This window comes from Oceanisphaera sp., from assembly GCF_048268965.1.
Taxonomy (GTDB): domain Bacteria; phylum Pseudomonadota; class Gammaproteobacteria; order Enterobacterales; family Aeromonadaceae; genus Oceanimonas.
On record NZ_JBLWUK010000029.1, the window covers coordinates 22,556 to 39,427 of the forward strand.

Below are 16,872 nucleotides of genomic sequence, written 5' to 3' on the forward strand. Positions count from 1 at the left end.
GCGCCAGGGATGGCGCGGTTTGAGCCTTTATGGGGCAGCTTGCTGCCGTGTATCTTTGCTGGATAATGGACTGAATATCCAGTGAATATTCACAGCCGTTACCCAGTAAAGATGGCTTTAATCCACGGCGTGTCGGAGGAGTAGTACCCTCTGCCTGACAAGCCACTAATTTCAAAAGTATCTACAAATCATTGTGACTAAAAGACAGGCTTGGCGCTTATCGCTGCTTTTCCTGCCATGTCACTTTAAACAGCGTGGGCCAGCGCTTGCCGGTCAGGTAAAACACCTCTGCTTGCTCATCATAGGCGATGCCATTGAGCACGGCTTCCGGATCCCTGTTCCGTCCATTCTCTGCCACCAGCGCGCGGGCATCTATTCCGGCCTCGATACGACCACTGCTTTTATTGATGCGTACCAGTCGTGGCTCTTTCCAGATGTTGGCGTAAATATGCTCTCCCACGCAGGCCAAATCGTTCAACTTGGGCTGAGGCTGGCCATTAAGCGATACCGCCACCTGCTCAAGTAAGGAGAAATCCTTAGTGCTGCGCCGGTACAAGCGGCTCGAGCCATCGCTCATCCATAAATCTTCGCCATCAAAGCACAGGCCCCAGCCTTCGCCGCCGTAGTGAAATGCCTGCTGCAGGCGCAGATCGTCCAGACCATAGACCAGCGCCAGCCCTTCGCGCCAGGTCAGCTGGATCAGCCGCTGACCTACGCGCGCCAGTCCTTCGCCAAAATAAGCGGGATCCAGCTCAAGCCTGGCCAGCACCTCGCCGGTCTGCGGGTTTACCTTACGCAGGCTGCTGTCGCCATATAATCCCGTACTTTCATAGATGATGCCCTGGTGCCACACCAGCCCTTGCGTAAACGCCTGAGTGTCGTGAGGGAACCGCTCAATCACCTTAACGGTTAACTGCTCAACGGCCGCATTTGTTGCTCGAACCGGCAAGCTGACAAGCAAAGCAGACAGCAGCAGCCCTGCTGCCTGAGCAATATTCAATACCTTGATAATGATGATCCTTGTTCAACTAGGGTCTGCTCAGATATTGCCTGGCTGTGAATCCCGGCCCCTGAGTGTCGATAGTTGTCGCAATACAAAATGACTCATATGAGACTAACCCATTGATGGATAAGGATTCCAGCACTAAAGTAAGAAAAGTCGTTCGCCAACAGAAGGGGAAAGGCTTGCTATCGTCTCCATATAAATGAAAATTCACTACCATTAAAATGAATAAAGAGTAGATGAGGGCAGTACCGCATGTTGGCGCAACGCCGGATGTCCGTATTCACTATCGGTTTTCATTCTTTCAGGAGCATAATAACAATGAAAAAATTATTTCGGATCCTTAACCCCTTACTGATTCTGTCTTTGATGATGGGCACCATGCCACTGGCCGTGCATGCTCAACCCAGCCAGCTGGTGTCGACCCAGAGTGCTCTGGACGCAGTTCAGGTCACTGCCGAGCGCGAGCGCATCAATGATTTACTGGCACGAAACGACGTGCGTGAGCAGCTGATGAATTACGGGGTTGAACTGAACGAAGTCGAAGCCCGTGTTGCGGCCCTGTCGGATCAGGAAGTACTGCAAATGGCCGAGCAGCTGGATCAGATGCCTGCCGGTGCCAACGCCGTTGTGGGTGCGCTGCTGACCGTGTTTATTATCTTGCTGGTCACGGATCTGCTGGGCTTGACCAACGTCTTTCCTTTCACCCGCTAATGCAGTGTCTGAGCGCTTTTCAAAACGTCCGCCTGGCGGGCGTTTTGCTATGTAGCCTGCTGCTCGGCGGCTGTGCCACCCGGCCTCAGCTATCTGACAACGCGCTGGCGCAGCTCCCCACCCAGTCTTATGTTACCGGCGTGCCGTTTTACAGTCAGCGGGACTACCAGTGTGGCCCGGCCGCACTGGCCATGGCGTTGGGAGCCAGCGGAATGGACGTCAGTGTCGATCAGTTGATCCCCCAGGTTTTTCTGCCCGGACGCGAAGGCAGCGTACAGCCCGAAATGCTGGCCACCGTTCGCCGTCATCAACGCATCAGCTACCCGTTAACCGGCGGCTTTGATGCCTTGTTAACGGAAGTGGACGCGGGTCACCCCGTAGTGGTATTACAAAACCTGTCACTGCCTGTGTTCCCCATGTGGCATTATGCGGTGGTCATTGGCTACGACCAAAATCGAGGCCAGCTGTTACTGCACAGCGGAGAACAATCCCGCCAGGTGACCGATATGAGTCGCTTCGACGCCACCTGGGCACGCAGCAATCGTTGGGCCATGGTGGCTCTGCCGGCGGGCCAGCTACCGCAAACCGTCTCGGCACAGACTGCCATCGACAGCATTGCCGCCTTTGAGGCCACGGCCGGTGCTCGTGCCGCGCTGCCAGCCTGGCAAGCGGTCGTCAGCCGCTGGCCGGAACAGGCCATGGGCTGGTTTGCGTTGGGGAATGCCCGCCATGCCGACGGTGCTCCAGAGGCCGCCGCCGAGGCCTTTCAACAAGCCACCGAGCAGGATCCGACACTGGCCGCCGCCTGGCTAAACCTGGGGCTGACTCAACACGGGCTGGGCCAGACGGTAGCAGCCAGAGCCAGCTTGCGCCACGCCGCCGCCCTGCCCGGTAAATGGCAACAACAAGCCAAACAGGCGTTAGCAGGAATATAAGTAAACGTGAGGCGTTATGCATCAATACATGGGTGCATCCGAGGTCAGCATTTTTACCAGCCGACGGCGGGTGACCAGCCCCATACCCTGGCGGCCCACGGGGATTAAAAAGCCGCGAACATTTTCTTGTTGTAAAATCTTGAAGCCGGCCAGTAAAGAGGCGTCCTCTGTCAGCTCCTGCAATTGCCGATTGGCATTAAGCAAGGGGGCCAGCAGCTCCGCCAGGGTAGCCGGCTGCTCCGGGTCCTGTTGCTGACTGGCTTGCTCCAGCTGGTCTCGTTTCAGCAAATAACATTGCCCGGCCTGTCGGATCACCAACCAGGGTAAAGGTTGCTCCAGCAGGGCCGTCACATTGTGATCCGCCGCCAGATCAACCTCCACAAAACGAAAGCTGGCCAGTTCGGACAGATAGCGCTGCGCCAGCGCGGTCCGCAAGGGGTGCGTTTGCAATAAACGGCCCCGTTCTTTAAGCAAGGTCAGCATCAAGGACGGCTGACGAAATCCATGCTGACATACCAGATTGGCCGTGAGCACCACCGTCATGGCCGGAAACATCGCCTCGGCACTCAAGGATAATTCCAGCACGGTGGCAATGGCCGCCAACGGGGCATGCAGCATGGCGCCCATCATGGCAGCCATGCCTAGCAGGGCATACAAGCCCGGCTCCGAGCCCCCGGGCACCAGGGCACCCGCTACCCCTCCGGCACACACCCCCAGCATCAGCATGGGCGCAATCTGCCCACCCGGCACCCCCATCCCGATGGCGGCTGCCGTGGCAATCAGTTTGGCAGCCAGGATCAATAACAGCAGCATCCAGGGTAACTGAGCGCTCAAGGTGGCATTAATGGTGTCGTAGCCCGACCCCAGAATTTGGGGAGCCAGCAGCGCCAGGCTGCCGGTGATCACACCGGCCAGTAACAGCCGGGCGGCACGGGATTTAATGGGAAAGCGCAGAAATAACCGCACCAGGGTATGAAACACCACGGCCACCAATCCCACCCAGACACCCGTTAATAACAGGCTGGGAATATCGCCATAGCTCGCCAGTGACAAGCGGGTGGGCGTCAATATCGAGTGAGTGCCCACCAGTGAGCTGGTAAAGGCAGACGCGGTAATGGCCGAGGCAATAATGGGCGCAAACCCCAAGATGCTGTATTCCATCAGCACCACTTCCATGGCAAACAACACGCCGGCCAGAGGGGTATTAAAGGCCGCAGAAATAGCGGCTGCCGTACCGCAGCCTACCAACAGCCGCAGCTGGCTGGGGGGTCTGTGGGTATACTGCCCCAGCAGGCTGGCCACCCCGGCGCCCATCTGTATTGCCGGCCCTTCTCGCCCTACGCTGTGCCCAGTGCCGAGTGAGATAAGCGCCGCGACAAATTGAAACAGCGTATTGGCCAGCGGCAAGCGACCGCGGCCAAATTGCAAGCGCTCCAGCACATAGGCCAGCCCCACCGCCTGGGCCGAAGCAGGCGTAATGCGATACAGTAAAATCAGTAACAGGCTGCCCAGAACAGGCAAGCCAAAGCGCCAGCCCAACGACAGTGATTCAAAGTCTTCCAGCGTGGCGCCATTCAGCCAGCCCAGTACCATATTCAACAGGGCAATAAAGCTGGTCATCACCAGGCCCGCTACCACGCCAATCACACAGCCCAGTACCACCAGGGCCAGCAGGCTATTCGACGGGCCAATGAATAACTGGCGTAGCCTTCTTTTTGAATGGCTCATTTAATGGCGCTCCCTGGTTTCCGTTGGCGCCCAGCCCAGCAAGGCCTGCCGCTCTGCCACTCCCATGGCACCGAATTCTTGCTCTTCATTGCGCTTGCTCCCACTGAGAACAAATCATATGAAAACCTGATGACCAGACATCAACACCATAACCACAACAACAAGGCGGTTTTATGCTAGGATCCTGCCACTTTTTACCGATATCGGGAACCAAACTATGTCGATAGAACAACAATTACTCGTCCGCAGTGAGCACCGCTGTGAACTGTGTGCGGCCACCGAGCAGCTGAATGTGCAGGCCGTAGCACCCTACAGCGAAGACAGCGCCGAGCACTGCGCCCTTTTGTGTGCAACCTGCCAGCAAGAACTGGACTCGCCCCAGGATCAAAATCACTGGCGCTGTCTGAACGATAGCATGTGGAGCCAGGAACCGGCAGTTCAGGTGTTGGCCTGGCGCACGCTTAAAAAACTGTCCAGTGAAGTGTGGGCGCAAGACTTGCTGGACATGATGTACCTGGAGCCTGAAACTCAGGATTGGGCGCAAGCCGGCCAGGTTGACGAAGATGATGACAGCGATCCCACCTTCGACAGCAACGGTGCTCGCCTGCAAGCCGGTGACGCGGTCACTCTTATCAAGGATCTCGATGTGAAAGGCGGTGGCTTTACTGCCAAGCGCGGCACCATGGTCAAAAACATCAGCCTGACCAATAACCCCGAGCATGTCGAAGGCAAGGTCAATGGCGTGCAGATTGTCCTGGTCGCCAAATTTCTGAAAAAAGCCTAACGAAAGTTTTGCCAAGGAGCTTTGTAAAGAGTGAGGGGGAAAGGGCGAAGCAGCCTTTAAGACTTAGGTGTTGGGTTTAACCCTTTACGCCTCCCCCCTCACATTCTCTTATCAAATCGAGGTGACTATGTATAAGTTGGTGTTCTTTGTGCCCGAATCTCATCTTGCCGAGGTAAAAGCGGCGGTATTTGCGACCGGTGCCGGCAAGATAGGTGATTACGAGCAATGCTGCTTTGAAACCCGTGGCACCGGCCAGTTCAAGCCGCTGGCCAATGCCACGCCCTTTATTGGCCAGGCCGATCGGCTTGAACAAGTAGCGGAAGTTCGGGTGGAACTGGCCTGTGACGATCAACTGATCCGCCCTGCCATTGCGGCATTACGAGACGCCCACCCTTATGAAGAACCCGCCTTTGATGCCTGGCAGCTAAGCGACTTTAAATAACAACACCAAGCTGCAAGATCAGAAATTATCGCGCCACGGAATACACGGAAAAATACGGACGAAAACAAAATATTCAAAGATAAAAATACCATGTTAGGTGCAAGGCCTGACCTGATAAATTTTCATTTTTGCTGTCAAACTTAATTTTTCCGTGCAGTTCCGTGTATTCCGTGGCAAAAATGCGGTTACGTTTTTGATTTTGGAGCCTGCCATGCCGACCCTTTGTACCCAAGCCTGCCCGCTGGGGTGGATCACTCTGGAAACAGATGCCGACGCCACTCGGGGCGAGGTCATTACGGCCCTGCACTTTAGCGACGAAGTTGAACACCCCATAGCTCCCAGCTCACCGCTGCAGCTCCTGGCCTGCCAACAACTCGATGAATACTTTGCCGGCCAGCGCCAGCACTTCGAGTTGCCACTCGCCCCGCAAGGCACAGACTTTCAGCAACAGGTATGGCAAGCATTGCAAACCATCCCCCATGGCGAGCATCGCAGTTATAAAGATATTGCCCTGCAGATCGATAACCCCAAAGCCGTTCGCGCCGTGGGGCTGGCCAATAGCCGCAACCCCATCTCCCTTATTATTCCCTGCCATAGGGTGATTGGTGTCAATGGCAAGCTGGTCGGCTATGCCGGCGGCATAGCACGCAAGGCCTGGCTACTGGAACACGAAGCGGCGCCGACTCCCTGACAGGGCTAACCGCCACGATATACCCCACACCTTTTGTGCGAGATCTCGCAAAGAGCCTGCAGAATACACGCTTTCTGATGCCGCCTTCCGCCACCATAAACCGATATTACTTATATTTTTCAATCACTTACACAATATGCAATTAGCAACAAGCCATAAAACGCTATGGTGGCGGCGTAAATCCGGTACGAAACGGGGTATTCTGTATCTCGCAGGAAGCAAAGAGCCAGTCAGGATGACAGGCTGCCAGGATGGCACAGGACACCACAGGCGTGGTCAGGGACACCTCCAGGATGGAGAAGCAGGTTACGTCAGGAAGACGAACGGTCAGGATGACATCAGGGACAGCCCGAGGGATTCGGGAAAGGGAACGCCAGAAGGGAACAGGCACGTCAGGGATTGCAGGGAGCAATATCGGTTTATGGACTAAACCAATCAGACGACTCAAAAGGGGCAACTTAGGTTGCCCCTTTTCTATTTTTACGGTTAAGCGTCAATAGTGAAGCGTGAAGTGCAAGCCAAGCTTCAGACTCGGTTTAGTCCCCCTCGCGCTTTCCCCCCTCACACTTCACCGCCATTAACTGTTAGGCATCTTGATCACCAGGCAGTCCATGCCCTGGCGTACCAGACGCTCGCAGGCACGTTTGGCCTGCTCCCGCTGCAGACCGATCAATTGCGCCCGAAACAGGGTGCGATCACTAATGCTCACCTTATTGACCGACACCTGGGCAAACTCAATACTGTCGAGACGGCGAGCCGCATCCGAGGCTCGGTCCCGGGCCTGCTCGGAGGCACGAAAAGAGCCTACCTGTACCGCCCACCCCAAATCAGTCGCCAAGGATCCTGTAGGGACGCCTTGGGGTAGTGGAGCCGGCACCACTGGCGGCCGCGTGATCACCCGGGTATCAGGTGCCTGCCGGATCACCTGACGCACCGTTTGCGTGCTGACCACCACCTTACTGGCTGGACTTTGCTTGGCCGCCTTGGGCGATAGCTTCGCCAGCTGTTCGGCTCGCGTAAAGCTCTTGTCCAGCAGAGCCACCATTTCGGCATCCCGTGATTGTGCGGTTCTTCCCCCCATGACCACGCCGATTAAACGATGCTCGCCTCTGAGCACCGAGGTGGCCACGTTAAAGCCCGATGCACGAATATAGCCGGTTTTCATGCCATCGGTACCCGCATAGTTTTTTATCATGCGATTGTGGCTGTTGTAGGTCTTGCCTCTGAAGGTAAAGGAAGCGGTCGAAAAATAGTGATAATAATCGGGGTAATCCTGCATCAGGCGCAACGCCAGGATAGAGAGATCGCGAGCGGTTGAACGCTGCATCTCGTTGGGCAACCCGGATGCGTTGCGAAAGGTAGTGGCCGTCATCTTCATCGCTTTGGCCTTGGCCGTCATCATTTTGGCAAACTCACTCTCGGTTCCACCCAGCGCCTCGGCCACCACGACCGCCGCATCGTTGGCAGAGCGCACCACCAGCGCCGGTATGGCATCACGCACTCGTAATCGGTCGCCCTTTTTTAATGAAATATTGGTTTGTGGCATGGAGGCAGCGTGCGCCGATACCGGCATGGCGGTATCGAGACGCAGCAGACCTTTATCCATGGCTTCAAACAGCAAATATAACGTCATCATTTTGGTTAAAGATGCCGGATAACGCGGTGCATCGGCCTGAGCCGCATGCAGCACTTCACCGCTATCGGCATTCAGCACTATGGCCGCATAGCGTGGATTGGCTTCGGCACTGGCCTGCCCTATTCCCACACACAACAGCGCCGCTGCTAGCAGCCATTTCATTTTTTTCATCGATATTGCAACTAACATGGCAGCCTCTGAAGGTCATTTAAATGTCGCAGACGCTACGTGAACGCCTGAATTCTGTCCAGCTTTTAATCAGCGACTTTTCGCTGTTTACCGTCCTGTTTTTTAAGCGGCATCCTCTATATAAGCATACTCGCTCTTGCCGTAAACGTGCGGCTAACTGCACAGTTGTTACCCTAAACTGTCATTAAATAAAAAGGCGCCAACGGCGCCTTGTCAATCACAGTCAGCTTCAGCAGCGCCTGGCGCTCACAAGCGGCTAGGCACTCAGGTTAGGCGCCAGCCATTTCTCTGCTTCTTCTCGCGTCATGCCTTTGCGATCCGCGTAATCCAGCAGCTGATCTTCCTGAATTTGCGCCACCGCAAAGTAACGGGTATCCGGGTACGAAAAATAAAATCCGGCCACAGCAGCACCGGGCCACATGGCGTACGACTCGGTCAGCTTCATGCCGATGCGCGACTCCACGTCCAGCCACTCCCACAGGGTACCTTTTTCGGTGTGCTCGGGACAGGCAGGATAACCAGGAGCCGGACGAATACCCTGGTACTTTTCACGGATTAACTCGTCGTTTGCCAACTGTTCGTCAGCCGCATAACCCCAGTATTCACGCCGCACCAGCAGGTGCAGGTATTCGGCAAAGGCTTCTGCCAGACGGTCGGCCACCGAGCCGGCCAGAATGGCGTTATAGTCATCTTCCGCCTCTTTATAACGACGAATGATGTCTTCTTCACCTATGCCGCCCGTGACCGCAAAGCCACCCACATAGTCAGGTTGACTCCCTTTGGGGGCCACATAGTCGGCCAGGCAGTAGTTGGGGAAGCCGTCTTTTTTCTCGGTTTGCTGACGCAAGAAGCGCAGCGTCTGCAGCACCTGACTGCGCGACTCATCGCTGTAGATCTCGACGTCGTCCCCCACGCTGTTGGCCGGGAACAGGCCAATCACACCGGCACAGCGCAAGGTGTCGTCCTGCTCCAGTTTATCCAGCATGGCCTGGGCATCGGCAAACAACTTGGTGGCCTCTTCACCCACCACTTCGTCTTCCAGAATCCGGGGGTACTTACCCGCCAGTCCCCAGGTCATGAAGAAGGGGGACCAGTCGATATATTCACGCACGATTGAGATAGGCGTGTCATGAAACTCGTGTATGCCCGGCTTGACGGGCACCGGCGGCACATAGTTCTGCCAGTCGATGTCGACCTTGTTGGCGCGTGCGTCGGCCAGGGGAATCGGCTTGGTACGCGGCTTCTTGCGGGCGTGCTGATCTCGCACCACATCATATTCTTTGCTCAAACGCTCAACGAAGGCCGGCTTGTTTTCCTTGCTCAGCAGGGTTTGCACCACGCCCACGGCGCGGGAGGCATTAGACACATACACCACGGGTTCGTCGTAGTTCTGTTCGATTTTAACGGCGGTATGAGCCTTGGAGGTGGTCGCGCCACCGATTAACAGCGGTATGGTAAAGCCCTGGCGCTGCATCTCTTTGGCCACGTGTACCATTTCATCGAGCGAGGGCGTGATCAGACCCGACAGCCCAATCATGTCGGCATTGGTTTCCCGCGCGGTTTGCAGAATTTTTTCGCAGGGCACCATCACACCGAGGTCGATAACTTCAAAGTTATTACACTGCAGCACCACACCCACGATATTTTTACCAATATCGTGCACATCCCCTTTTACCGTGGCCATCACCACGCGGCCATTGGTTTCGCCGACCTCTTTGCTGGCCTCGATATAGGGGTTGAGATAGGCCACCGCGCGTTTCATCACGCGGGCAGACTTGACCACCTGGGGCAGGAACATCTTGCCGGCACCAAACAGGTCACCGACCACGTTCATGCCGTCCATCAAGGGACCTTCAATCACGTCCAGCGGGCGAGCGGCTTCCAATCGTGCCGCTTCGGTATCTTCTTCAATAAAGTCGGTCAGGCCCTTGACCAGTGAATGTGCCAAACGCTCATTCACCGGCCAGCTGCGCCATTCCAGATCCCGCGGGTCGACCGCTTCGCTGCCGCTGTTACGGTAGCGCTCGGCCACTTCCAGCAAGGCCTCGGTGGCGCCGTCATGTTCGTTGAGCACCACGGCAATGACTTTTTCTTTCAGCTCGGGCTCGATATCTTCATAAATGGCCAGCTGACCGGCATTCACTATGCCCATGTCCATGCCGTTGCGCACCGCATGGTACAAAAACACGGAGTGAATGGCTTCGCGCACCACTTCGTTGCCACGGAACGAAAACGACACGTTGGACACACCACCGGATACCATGGCATGAGGCAGGTTGGCTTTAATATCCTTGACCACGTCGATAAACTCGACCGCATAGTTATTGTGTTCTTCAATACCGGTGGCCACGGCGAAGATATTGGGGTCGAAGATAATGTCTTCCGGCGGAAAGCCCACTTCATCCACCAGGATACGATAGGCACGCTGACAAATTTCAAACTTGCGCTCGCGGGTATCGGCCTGACCGACTTCATCGAACGCCATCACGATCACGGCGGCGCCATAGCGTCGCACCAGCTTGGCCTGTTCAATAAATGGCTCAACCCCCTCCTTCATCGAAATGGAGTTCACTATGCCCTTGCCCTGAATGCACTTCAGGCCGGCTTCCAGCACTTCCCACTTGGAGGAGTCGATCATAATCGGCACCCGAGAGATATCGGGCTCGCCGGCAATCAGGTTCAAGAAGCGCGTCATGCAAGCCACCGAGTCCAACATGCCTTCATCCATGTTGATATCGATTATTTGTGCGCCGTTTTCTACCTGCTGCAACGCCACTTGCAAGGCTTCGTCGTAGTTCTCTTCTTTGATCAACCGTTTGAACTTGGCGGAGCCGGTCACGTTGGTCCGTTCGCCCACGTTGACAAACATGCTGTCGGCGGTGATCAGAAACGGCTCCAGGCCCGACAGGCGACAAGCAGGAGCAATGTCTGGCAGCACCCGCGGCTTGATGCCGGCCACGGCCTCGGCCATCACCCTGATATGCTCAGGGGTGGAGCCACAGCAGCCCCCTACCAGGTTCAGGAAGCCGCTTTCGGCCCACTCGCGAATATGCTCGGCCATCTCCTCGGCTTCCAGATCATATTCACCAAAGGCATTGGGCAGGCCGGCGTTGGGGTGTGCAGAAACATAGGTTTCGCTGATGCGTGATAACTCGGCCACGTACTGGCGCAGCTCATTCGGCCCCAGGGCACAGTTCAAACCAAAAGAGATGGGGTTGGCGTGACGCAGTGAGTGATAAAAGGCTTCGGTCGTTTGTCCGGTCAGGGTACGACCAGACGCATCGGTAATGGTCCCCGAAATCATGACCGGCACCCGCACCCCCAGCTTGTCGAACAGGGTTTCGATGGCAAACACGGCGGCTTTGGCGTTAAGGGTGTCGAAAATGGTTTCGATCATCAGCAGGTGAACGCCACCGTCGAGCAGCGCCTGGGTGGCTTCGGTGTAGGCCGCCACCAGCTGATCGAAGGACACGTTGCGATAACCGGCATCGTTCACGTCCGGCGAAATGGACGCGGTTCTGTTGGTCGGTCCCAATACACCGGCTACAAAGCGCGGTTTATGCGGCTCCTTTGCCGTCCACTCATCTGCCACTTTGCGTGCCAGCCTGGCCGCCTCAAGGTTCATCTCGGCCGCCAGTGGCTCCATCTGGTAATCGGCCATGGCGATATGGGTGGCGTTAAAGGTATTGGTTTCGATGATGTCGGCACCAGCGGCAAAATAGTCGCTGTGTATTTGTGCGATAAGCTCAGGCTGACTCAGCACCAGCAGGTCATTATTACCTTTGAGATCTGATGGCCAATCGGCAAAACGTTCACCACGATAGGCGGCTTCGTCCAGTCGATGAGACTGGATCATGGTGCCCATGCCCCCATCGATGATCAAAATACGTTCGGCGAGAGCCTGTTCGAGCTGGGAAAAAACGGGGGATCTGGACACTGCTAACTCCTGTTACAACCTGATTCCTTAAGCGTTGCCCATGCTAGCACAAAATACGTAATCGAAAATCCAGCCATCTACAGGGCTGATAATAAAAAGTTCTTATCAAGCGCAATATGGGGGGGGTTTAAACACAGTTTTTCCTAGGGAAGACCCTGCAATTCAGGCACACTATACACCGCCGGCAACGACCGGCTGACTTGGCTTGCAACTATAATAAAATCTCTAAATCGGAACTGTCTTATGAGCGTCTATTACACTTTGTGTTTTTTGGCGGCCACGGCGATCACTATTGCCTTCGTCAATCAATACATCATGAAAATTCAAACCACCATCGCCATTACCTCTGGCGCCCTCATTATCTCTATCCTGATGTTAGTATTGGGAAAAACCACCTGGCCCGAGCTGGAGCTTCATGCCATCGCCACCCTGGAAACCGTCGACTTTGGCGAGTTTCTGCTACAGGGGATCCTGGGCTTTCTGCTGTTTGCCGGTGGCCTGGGAATTAATCTGCCCGCCCTGAAAGATCAGAAGTGGGAAATCTCGGTACTGGTGACGGTTGGCGTACTGACGTCTACCCTTCTGGTGGCCGGTGGGCTCTGGTTATTAACCTATGCCGCCGCCATTCCACTGCCCTTTATTTATTGCCTGCTGTTTGGCGCCCTTATTTCGCCTACCGACCCGATTGCCGTATTGGCCATCGTTAAAAAGCTCGGCGCACCGGAACAAATAGCCATACAGATAGAGGGAGAGTCCCTGTTTAATGACGGCATTGGTCTGGTGATCTTTATGACCATTTTTGCGGTGGCATTCAGTGGTACCGATGCCACCTTTAGCTCGGTGGCCGCCCTGTTCACCCATGAAGCCATTGGCGGCATCATTTTCGGTGCCCTGCTGGGCCTGATGTCTCACGTGATGATCAGCGCCACCGACGACGGCTCCATGGAGCTGTTAATGACTTTGTGTATTCCTACCGCCGGCTTTGCACTGGCCAATGTGCTGGGCGTATCGGGGGCGCTGGCCATGGTGGTATCCGGTATCATGATCGGTAACTGGACTCGCTATACCGGCTTTTCCGAGCAAAGTGAAAAATACCTGGATCAGTTCTGGCATCTGCTGGATGAGTTTTTAAATGCGATCCTGTTCCTGCTGATTGGTCTGGCCATGTTGTTGGTCGAGATTCACTGGCAAGCCTGGATCCTGATGCTGTGCGGTATTCCGCTGGTACTGGCCGCCCGCTTTATCAGCGTGGCCTTGCCCTATGTCGGCTTTCGCCGCTTTCGGGGCTACAACAAGTTTTCGGTGCGCATTCTCACCTGGGGGGGATTACGGGGTGGCCTGTCTCTGGCCATGGCGTTGTCTATTCCTGCCGGCGTCAAGCTGGGTAGCGAGGGGCAAATCGAACTGCGAGATCTTATCCTGATGATGACCTATGCCATAGTGCTGTTTTCTATTATCGTGCAGGGCATGACGATTACCCCCATGATCAACAAAGCCAAGGCGGCCGAAAAAGCCGGTTTCCCTATCGAGTAAATTGCTCCGTGAGGAGGGAGGTGTGAGGAGTAAAGAGTTGAACACCGAAATCTGCCGCTATCGATTTCACTCCTCACGCTTTACGCCTCCCCCTCACGACTTTAGTCTCGGGTCAGCGACTCGCCGGTAGCACTGAGCGTATTCAGGTCGTATGGCGTCAGCTGATACACATGGTAATTGAGCCAGTTGGAAAACAGCAGGTGACCATGGCTGCGCCAGGTGGCCCGCGGGGTATTGCTGGTATTGTTATCCGGGTAATAGTTTTCGGGCAGCTGTGGCTCTATTCCTGCTTCTGAATCCCGCACATATTCAGTGTGCAAGGTAAGCGCATCGTACTCCGGATGCCCGGTCACGAATACCTGACGTCCATCCGGGCTGGCCGCCAAATACACCCCCGCCTTGTCTGACGCCGCTAATATTTTTAAATCGGTCTTGTCACGCAATAGCTCGACCGGAAAATCCGCATAGCGGGAGTGGGGCGCTAAAAATACATCGTCGAAGCCCCGTACCAGGGGATCATATTGCCCCAGGTTGTGATGTTCATAGACACCGGACAGCTTTTCCAGTCGCGTTCGCTTGTCCAGACCATAGAGCACTTTCAGGCCCGCCTGGGCCGCCCAACATAAAAACAGCGTCGAGGTGACGTGGCTTTTGGCCCAGTCGATGATCTGCTCGATTTTGTCCCAGTACACCACATCACAAAAATCGGTCAGCCCAAGCGGGGCGCCGGTAATAATCAAGCCATCGTAAAACTGATCCTTGATCTGTTCAAAATCGTGATAAAAGCTTTCCAGGTGCGACTGGGGGGTGTTTTTTGACGGCCGATCGTCGATACGCAGCAAATCGACACCAATTTGCAGCGGCGAGTTGGAAAGCATGCGCAGCAGCTGATTTTCGGTTTCAATTTTCTTCGGCATCAGGTTAAGCAACAACACGCGCATCGGGCGGATTTCCTGATTAACCGCTCGGGTTTCTGTCATCACGAAGATGTTTTCCTGAGACAGGACATTGGCCGCTGGCAGGCGATCCGGAATTCTGATGGGCATTTGCTCACTCCATGTACAGCATCGGTAAGAAAGTCTAGACATCTAGAAATCTACAACAAAGCAACGGGTCTTGTCACCCTCGACGTGTGCCAAAGCCCCAAGATACGTTAAAATCAGCGCAACGCCCTTAAAGGACAAGTTTAGTATGGAACCCGTTATTGAACTGGTAAGCACTGGTGATGAAGTACTCACCGGACTCATTACTGACACCAATGCCGGTTGGCTCTCCCAGCTATTGCTGGAGCAGGGCTGGCAAGTGCGCCGTCGCTTCACCGTGGGGGATGACAAGGCCGATCTGGTGGAGTTATTCGAGCAACGCAGTCATCAGGCCGATTTGGTTATCGTCAATGGCGGCCTTGGCCCCACCTCCGATGATATTAGTGCCGAAGCCATGGCCGAGGCCGCCGGTGTCCCCCTCGAGCTGAACCAGCACTGGCTGGACATCATGCAGCAGAAATATGCCAGCCGTGATCGCGTCATGCCCAAAAGCAACAGCAAACAAGCCATGCTGCCCCAGGGTGCCGAGCTGGTCGATAACCCGGTGGGTACCGCCTGCGGGTTTGCCGTCAAGCTGAACCGCGCGACTTTTTTCTTTACCCCCGGCGTGCCCTCCGAGCTGAAAAAGATGATGACCGACGAGATCTTGCCGCGAATGCGTCGCCAACTGGGCCAACATGGTCGCAGTCAGGTACGCCGCTTTTTCTTGTTTGGCCTGTCGGAGTCCGGGCTGAGCGACCAGCTGGACAACCTCGACTGGCCGTCAGGTGTGACCCTGGGCTACAGAGCCAACCTGCCGACCATAGAAGTCAAACTGATCATTGAAACCGAAGACGCCGGGGTTATTGCCGCCGCTGAAGCACAGCTATTGGCCGAGGTAGGCACTCATTTAGTCGCACGGGATGAAATGGACTTTACTGCCAGTATGGGCCCGCTGTTATTGGACAAGGATTTAATGATCTTTGAAGATGCCAGCGGTGGACGCCTGACCGATACCATCAGTACCATCACACGAGAGTTTGAGGGACACTATGTGGCCGGCTTGCCCGACGAGGCAGAAGACCTGGCGCAGTGGCTGCAATCCTCCGCCCGGCCGCTTACCCTGGCCATTGGTGCCCAAGGCCCGCAAGGCGTTCCGGTGGCACTCAAAACCGAGCAGGGCTGCCAGGCTCAGACCTTGCAGCTACACTTTCGCGATCCGCTCTCTCAGCGACGCTTGCTTGCCTTTGCCGCACTCGACATGCTGCGCCGCCACCTTGCAGGCGAAACCGTCATGATCGACTACGACACCCTGCCCTGCAGCGAGCGGTTTTCTCTGCCGGTATAAAGAAAGGGGCGACTTAACGTCGCCCTCTTGTTCAGCCCTGCAGCCGCCACCTGGTGAGCAGCTTTTCTACTGGCGAGACGATGGATTCGGTCAGCCAGTGAGCGAGTGGGGTATGAAACAGCCAGGCCCCCGTAATCAACGCCAAGGGGACAGAGCCACAGATAAAGTCGGTAAACCAATGCGCGCCGGACATCACCCTGGGCATCGCCAGCGCAAATACCAAGGGCGCGACCACATATAAGTAGCGACGCGGAAAACGGTAGCAGGCAAACAATAAAAAGGTAGCAAAGCCGATACCATGATCGCTGGGGAAAGAACTGCCTGAAGCATCTTTTGCCTTGATGTCGGGTACCAATTGACTCACTCGCTCCGCATGTTCATAAACCAGGGTCGGGCTGGCCCGCTCCACAGGCAAAGCCTTGCCGGCTGCGGCTTGCAGCGAAAAGCAGCCCGCCATCAATAACAGCAAACAACCAATTTTAGCCCGCTCGCGTCCTGTCTCCTGCCAGGCATGACGAAAAACAAACCCGGCCATCAGGAGTGCAACCGCACCGTCAATCCAGCGTTGATTCACGAATGCCACAAACTCGGCAAACCCGGGTACCGTCACCAGGCCCTGGTTAAACCACCAGAAGATACCTTCATCCAGGCCTTGCCAGTAGCCAAACCACCACGTAAAAAACAATACTAATGCCAGCACATGAAGCGCCGCCCAGCCCTTAATATCCCAACGCATACCCGTATCTTTTATCTTGAAAAATGGACCCTGTTTATACCAGATAGTAATAAATATTGCAGGCTATACAACACATTACGGCCATCATTATATTCATAGGCGTGAGGCGTGAGGCGTGAGGCGTGAGGCGTGAGGCGTGAGGCGTGAGGCGTGAGGCGTGAGGCGTGAGGCGTG

13 protein-coding genes are annotated in these 16,872 nt (G+C 55.4%); 7 read left to right on the forward strand and 6 right to left on the reverse strand.

Annotation, left to right across the window (positions count from 1 at the left end):
- Positions 1 to 217 precede the first annotated feature (217 nt).
- Positions 218 to 1,000 carry a glutaminyl-peptide cyclotransferase gene (locus tag ACN0VL_RS12305; protein WP_417617783.1) on the reverse strand — a complete coding sequence of 261 codons (783 nt, stop codon included), beginning with the start codon at positions 998 to 1,000 and terminating at the stop codon, positions 218 to 220.
- A 324-nt stretch (positions 1,001 to 1,324) separates the two neighbouring features.
- Between ACN0VL_RS12305 and ACN0VL_RS12310 the strand changes: the two genes are divergently transcribed.
- Together ACN0VL_RS12310 and ACN0VL_RS12315 are read left to right on the forward strand one after the other, a co-directional pair.
- Positions 1,325 to 1,717, forward strand: a complete 393-nt coding sequence (locus ACN0VL_RS12310; RefSeq protein ID WP_417617785.1) for a PA2779 family protein — start codon at positions 1,325 to 1,327, stop codon at positions 1,715 to 1,717.
- Between the two features lie 44 nt (positions 1,718 to 1,761).
- Positions 1,762 to 2,652: a PA2778 family cysteine peptidase gene (locus ACN0VL_RS12315; RefSeq protein WP_417617787.1), complete on the forward strand. Its 891-nt coding sequence runs from the start codon at positions 1,762 to 1,764 to the stop codon at positions 2,650 to 2,652.
- A 21-nt stretch (positions 2,653 to 2,673) separates the two neighbouring features.
- Here the strand turns inward: ACN0VL_RS12315 and ACN0VL_RS12320 are convergent, their stop codons facing one another.
- Positions 2,674 to 4,380: a chloride channel protein gene (locus tag ACN0VL_RS12320; protein ID WP_417617789.1), complete on the reverse strand. Its 1,707-nt coding sequence runs from the start codon at positions 4,378 to 4,380 to the stop codon at positions 2,674 to 2,676.
- Between the two features lie 217 nt (positions 4,381 to 4,597).
- On the opposite strand from ACN0VL_RS12320, the gene ACN0VL_RS12325 reads away from it, so the two are divergent.
- From ACN0VL_RS12325 to ACN0VL_RS12335, 3 genes are all read left to right on the forward strand, one after another.
- Positions 4,598 to 5,164 (forward strand): PhnA domain-containing protein, encoded by a 567-nt coding sequence (locus ACN0VL_RS12325; RefSeq protein WP_417617791.1) that lies wholly within the window; start codon positions 4,598 to 4,600, stop codon positions 5,162 to 5,164.
- A gap of 127 nt (positions 5,165 to 5,291) precedes the next feature.
- Complete coding sequence (locus tag ACN0VL_RS12330) at positions 5,292 to 5,606, forward strand: NGG1p interacting factor NIF3 (protein WP_417617793.1); 315 nt, start codon at positions 5,292 to 5,294, stop codon at positions 5,604 to 5,606.
- Between the two features lie 211 nt (positions 5,607 to 5,817).
- On the forward strand, positions 5,818 to 6,297 hold the full coding sequence (locus ACN0VL_RS12335) for a methylated-DNA--[protein]-cysteine S-methyltransferase (RefSeq protein ID WP_417617795.1): 480 nt from the start codon (positions 5,818 to 5,820) through the stop codon (positions 6,295 to 6,297).
- Between the two features lie 577 nt (positions 6,298 to 6,874).
- On the opposite strand, the gene ACN0VL_RS12340 is transcribed toward ACN0VL_RS12335, so the two are convergent.
- The gene (locus tag ACN0VL_RS12340) at positions 6,875 to 8,122 is read right to left on the reverse strand and encodes a serine hydrolase (RefSeq protein ID WP_417617796.1); all 1,248 of its coding nucleotides are present in this window, start codon (positions 8,120 to 8,122) and stop codon (positions 6,875 to 6,877) included.
- Positions 8,123 to 8,378: 256 nt separating this feature from the next.
- Positions 8,379 to 12,059, reverse strand: coding sequence for a methionine synthase (gene metH / locus ACN0VL_RS12345; protein WP_417617798.1), 3,681 nt, complete (start codon positions 12,057 to 12,059; stop codon positions 8,379 to 8,381).
- Positions 12,060 to 12,302: 243 nt separating this feature from the next.
- Between metH and ACN0VL_RS12350 the strand changes: the two genes are divergently transcribed.
- Entirely contained in the window at positions 12,303 to 13,592 is a 1,290-nt protein-coding gene (locus ACN0VL_RS12350; protein WP_417617800.1) for a cation:proton antiporter, read from the forward strand.
- A 101-nt stretch (positions 13,593 to 13,693) separates the two neighbouring features.
- Here ACN0VL_RS12350 and metA read toward each other — a convergent pair whose 3' ends face one another.
- A complete protein-coding gene (metA, locus tag ACN0VL_RS12355) occupies positions 13,694 to 14,638 on the reverse strand; it encodes a homoserine O-succinyltransferase MetA (RefSeq protein ID WP_417617802.1) in 945 nt (314 codons plus the stop codon).
- 145 nt (positions 14,639 to 14,783) lie between these two features.
- Here metA and ACN0VL_RS12360 point away from each other — a divergent pair, with 145 nt between their 5' ends.
- Complete coding sequence (locus ACN0VL_RS12360; protein ID WP_417617804.1) at positions 14,784 to 15,962, forward strand: CinA family nicotinamide mononucleotide deamidase-related protein; 1,179 nt, start codon at positions 14,784 to 14,786, stop codon at positions 15,960 to 15,962.
- 31 nt (positions 15,963 to 15,993) lie between these two features.
- Here ACN0VL_RS12360 and ACN0VL_RS12365 read toward each other — a convergent pair whose 3' ends face one another.
- Positions 15,994 to 16,698 carry a phosphatase PAP2 family protein gene (locus ACN0VL_RS12365; RefSeq protein ID WP_417617806.1) on the reverse strand — a complete coding sequence of 235 codons (705 nt, stop codon included), beginning with the start codon at positions 16,696 to 16,698 and terminating at the stop codon, positions 15,994 to 15,996.
- Positions 16,699 to 16,872 lie beyond the last annotated feature (174 nt).

Coding starts and splice junctions, on each gene's coding strand:
- ACN0VL_RS12310 (WP_417617785.1), top strand. CDS start 1,325: ATGAAAAAATTATTTCGGATCCTTAACCCCTTACTGATTCTGTCTTTG.
- ACN0VL_RS12320 (WP_417617789.1), bottom strand. CDS start 4,380: ATGAGCCATTCAAAAAGAAGGCTACGCCAGTTATTCATTGGCCCGTCG.
- ACN0VL_RS12325 (WP_417617791.1), top strand. CDS start 4,598: ATGTCGATAGAACAACAATTACTCGTCCGCAGTGAGCACCGCTGTGAA.
- ACN0VL_RS12330 (WP_417617793.1), top strand. CDS start 5,292: ATGTATAAGTTGGTGTTCTTTGTGCCCGAATCTCATCTTGCCGAGGTA.
- ACN0VL_RS12335 (WP_417617795.1), top strand. CDS start 5,818: ATGCCGACCCTTTGTACCCAAGCCTGCCCGCTGGGGTGGATCACTCTG.
- ACN0VL_RS12340 (WP_417617796.1), bottom strand. CDS start 8,122: ATGTTAGTTGCAATATCGATGAAAAAAATGAAATGGCTGCTAGCAGCG.
- ACN0VL_RS12350 (WP_417617800.1), top strand. CDS start 12,303: ATGAGCGTCTATTACACTTTGTGTTTTTTGGCGGCCACGGCGATCACT.
- metA (WP_417617802.1), bottom strand. CDS start 14,638: ATGCCCATCAGAATTCCGGATCGCCTGCCAGCGGCCAATGTCCTGTCT.
- ACN0VL_RS12360 (WP_417617804.1), top strand. CDS start 14,784: ATGGAACCCGTTATTGAACTGGTAAGCACTGGTGATGAAGTACTCACC.
- ACN0VL_RS12365 (WP_417617806.1), bottom strand. CDS start 16,698: ATGCGTTGGGATATTAAGGGCTGGGCGGCGCTTCATGTGCTGGCATTA.